Source organism: Acinetobacter sp. UBA3025 (assembly GCF_002367915.1).
Classification (GTDB): domain Bacteria; phylum Pseudomonadota; class Gammaproteobacteria; order Pseudomonadales; family Moraxellaceae; genus Acinetobacter.
On the sequence record NZ_DFDO01000171.1, the window covers coordinates 466 to 3,014 of the forward strand.

A 2,549-nucleotide genomic window follows, 5' to 3' on the forward strand; every position below is an offset into this window, starting at 1 on the left:
GGACGTCAACTTGAGGGAATTGAAGTCGACCGATTTTTTATCGACAAGGCCTCTGGAAAGAATACTGCCCGCCCTAAATTTCAGGAAATGCTCAGCTATGTTCGTGAAGGAGACATGATCATCGTGCACTCTATGGATCGTTTCGCTCGAAGTCTGAAAGATTTAGTTACTGAGGTTGATCAGCTTGTAAAAAGGGGAGTCGCCATCCAGTTTATCAAAGAGAATATTACCTTCACGGCTCAGGCCACTCCGATGGATAACTTGATGTTGCAGCTCATGGGCGCTTTTGCCCAGTTTGAGCGGGAAATCATCTTGGAACGCCAAAAAGAAGGGATTAAGATCGCAGCAGCTCAGGGTAAATATAAAGGTCGTGTTCATAAACTGAATTCTGAGCAGGCAGCGGCTTTACAACAAGCTTGGGATGAAGAAAAGTATTCATCCAAAGTTGATCTGGCAAAAGCGTTTGGCATTAGCCGACAGGCTGTTTATCGATATTTAAAACAAAGCAATTAATCATTCTCTAGATTGGACTGAAATGTATCTAAAGAATCGGTGGCTATTCAGTTGATCAGGGAGATAAAGCCTTTGCTATGAAATAATCAGCAACGAATAACTCTAATATTGCTAATATCCTAGGTATTACTACCCGAACTTTACGAAATTGGTTTCATAAATAAAGCGAAAAGTGCCTCTAACTCAAATAGTAGATTTTTTTATGCTTAAGTTCTTATTCCTCAGTATTTCTTTTTTGCCCTTAATAGGCTGTGCGATTAAGCCGGTCAGTACAGATCATGCTAAACCAGTTCCTATAGATAGAATTTTTGATAATCAATATTTTTTGCCTGACGATGATAAAGTAAATGTGGTAATAAAAAGGGATCAAGGACATGTGGGTTCAGCATGTAAAACAAAGGTTTTAATTGATGGTGTATCGGTTGCTAGTTTGAAGATGTCTGAAAAGATGGTCGTCTATTTAACGGCAGAGAAACACATCCTAAGTTCTATCCCTCAAGGAATATGCGGTGGTGGTATTGTAGAACTTGAAATTGATTTATCCAATAAACAAACCGCGACTTTTAGAATAGGTTTTGATGCGAATGCTACCCATAGAATTCAACCAACAGTTTTCTAATTTCAGCTTTTAATCATTTTTCTATTGGATTTAGCTATGGCTATTTTAGTTAGATCCAGGCAAAACGTTGTACGAATGGAATGGAGGTAAGAAATGCGGTACTTCATATTCCTCAAAGTACACTAAATTTTGAATGTGATCATTTCTTAGGTTGATAGATTTTTACATTCTCATCCCTGAACAAGTGGAGCCAAAATCCGAAAAAAGAGGCTTCTGGAGCCGCTTCTTTAAGCCATATGACTGATTTGATTGTTCACCTGGGCTTATTAAACTCGTGGAACATTGTTCAAAAATTAAGCGTGGAACATGAAGAATCCATAAAAAAGCCCAATCACTACTAATTGGGCTTTTTTCATCAACATAAGACTATGATTTATAATAAATAAAAATTTGAATTTCGTATAACGTGTATTATGTTAATTTTAGGTAAATTTAAAAATGTATAAAATAAACTCTTTAGATTAAAATAGTTTTTAGGTTCTAAAAGGTACGAAAATAATATGGCTGGAATGTTTCTAACTGGAAAGCAAATGTATGATTTTAAAAAGAGCGAAGAACGTACGAATGCTAAGTTAAAAAGAGCTGGAATAAAAAATTTTCACACTTATCCGGCTTTGTTGCACAAAGATTTAAAAGATAACACTCTGCTCATTTGAACAGAATTCAAGTGACAACTTGGGTATGAGGACGACCTAATTCTGTAAATTTGTTCAATACGGCTATGCGTGCATGAATCTCATTCACCTGACTAGAAAAACTCCTTGCTGTTAATTTATCACCTAATAGTTTGATGCAATGCATCTTGGTTTCAACTAAACTTCGACGATGATAACCAGACCATTTTTTCCAAAGCGTTCTTCCTAAACGTTTAACTGTTTTCAGTAACTCATTCCGCTCTAAAGATCTCAATTTCTGATCTTTCCATGGTTTTGCATTTTTTCTTGGCGGAATGAGCGCATGTGCATCTCGATCTAGAATGACTTGTCTGCAGTGCTTCGTGTCATAAGCACCATCGGTATAGACCGAATCAATTCGTTCATCTAAGGGAATTTGAGCAAGTAAATCACCGAGTACTTGCGAATCGCTCACATTATTTGTAGTAAGCTGTACTGCACGTATTTGCAAGGTTTCAGCATCGATGCCAATATGAAGCTTACGCCATTGGCGACGATATTCAGGTCCATGTTTCTTACGTTTCCACTCACCTTCACCTAGAAACTTTAAGCCAGTTGAGTCGACGAGTAGATGTAGCCCATCACTACTTTTTTGATAGCTAATCGCAATATCAATATGTTTTTGTCTTCGACAAAGCGTACTGTAATCTGGTGCGGTCCAATTTAATCCACAAAGTTTAATCAGACTTTGAACAAAACCTGTGACCATGCGTAAAGAGAGTCTAAATAAAGATTTGATCATT

At 37.1% G+C, this 2,549-nt stretch carries 4 protein-coding genes; 3 read left to right on the top strand and 1 reads right to left on the bottom strand.

Features of this window, described 5'->3' with window-relative positions; all coding sequences use genetic code 11:
• The 3 genes from B4J23_RS07170 to B4J23_RS07180 form a co-directional block, all read left to right on the top strand.
• A partial coding sequence (locus B4J23_RS07170) for a recombinase family protein (protein ID WP_291359608.1) occupies positions 1-513 on the top strand: 513 nt, incomplete at its 5' end.
• A 202-nt stretch (positions 514-715) separates the two neighbouring features.
• Positions 716-1,132 carry a hypothetical protein gene (locus B4J23_RS07175; RefSeq protein ID WP_291359610.1) on the top strand — a complete coding sequence of 139 codons (417 nt, stop codon included), beginning with the start codon at positions 716-718 and terminating at the stop codon, positions 1,130-1,132.
• A gap of 500 nt (positions 1,133-1,632) precedes the next feature.
• Entirely contained in the window at positions 1,633-1,788 is a 156-nt protein-coding gene (locus tag B4J23_RS07180; protein WP_291359612.1) for a hypothetical protein, read from the top strand.
• Positions 1,789-1,795: 7 nt separating this feature from the next.
• Here the strand turns inward: B4J23_RS07180 and B4J23_RS07185 are convergent.
• Positions 1,796-2,549 (bottom strand): IS5-like element ISAha2 family transposase (locus B4J23_RS07185; RefSeq protein ID WP_000597506.1); only part of this gene is annotated, 754 nt, incomplete at its 5' end.

Bases quoted from the DNA above. Each gene is read 5' to 3' on its own strand.
- B4J23_RS07175 (WP_291359610.1), top strand. From the start codon at position 716: ATGCTTAAGTTCTTATTCCTCAGTATTTCTTTTTTGCCCTTAATAGGC.
- B4J23_RS07180 (WP_291359612.1), top strand. From the start codon at position 1,633: ATGGCTGGAATGTTTCTAACTGGAAAGCAAATGTATGATTTTAAAAAG.